Raw genomic sequence first — 905 nt, 5'->3', positions numbered from 1 at the left:
GCCTTGGTGGGCAGTTGCAGTGTGTCGTTGGTCGGCGCGGGGTTCAGCGTCTCGGCCATGGCCTCGACGCCCAGGTATCGCTGCTGCAGTTGCCATTCGTCGTTGGCCTCGAGCAGCACGGCGCCGACCAACCTGATGATCGACTGTTCAGAAGGAAAGATGCCGACGACATCGGCGCGGCGTTTCACCTCCTTGTTCAGCCGCTCCAGCGTATTCGTCGAGTGCAGCTTGGTGCGGTGAGCGGCAGGAAAGAACATGTAGGCCAGCACATCGTCCTCGCTCTCGTCCATCAACGTACCCAGCTTTGGCCATCGTGGGCGCAACTGGTCGGCGACATGTCGCCAGGTCTGTCGTGCGCTTTGCTGGTCGGCTTGCAGGAAGGCCTGGCGCAGCGCTGCCGCGGCTATCGATTGCTGCGGCTTGCCGACATGCGCGAGCGCCGTCCGCATCCAGTGAACGCGGCACCGTTGCCACGTCGCGCCGAGGACCCGAGCTATGGCGGCCTTGAGCCCCTCATGCGCGTCGGAGATGACCAGCTTGACGCCTTTCAGACCGCGCTTGACCAGGCTGCGTAGAAAGCTGGACCAGAACGTCTCCGCCTCCGACGGCCCGATGTGCAGGCCAATGATCTCGCGCCGCCCTTCGGCGTCGCAGGCCACGGCGATTATCGCCGCTACAGTGACGATCCGCCCGCCCTCGCGCTGGCGCAGGTAGGTCGCGTCGAGCCAGAGGTACGGGTAGTCACCCTCCAGCTTGCGCTCGAGGAACGCGCCCACCCGTTCGTCGATGTCCTTGCACAGCTTGCTCACCGTGCTCTTGCCGATGCCGGTCAGGCCCATCGCCTGCACCAGCTCGTCCACGCGCCGGGTCGAGACACCGCCGATCCAGGCCTCTTGGATCACCGC

1 protein-coding gene is annotated in these 905 nt (G+C 65.4%); it reads right to left on the bottom strand.

Features of this window, described 5'->3' with window-relative positions; translation table 11 throughout:
* Window positions 1-905, bottom strand: a 905-nt coding sequence (locus Q7A36_RS40230; protein WP_305109397.1) for an IS256 family transposase, incomplete at both ends; no start/stop codon positions are given.

It is taken from the genome of Paracraurococcus lichenis (assembly GCF_030657435.1).
Lineage (GTDB): Bacteria > Pseudomonadota > Alphaproteobacteria > Acetobacterales > Acetobacteraceae > Paracraurococcus > Paracraurococcus lichenis.
This window is presented reverse-complemented; position numbering and strand designations above follow the sequence as displayed.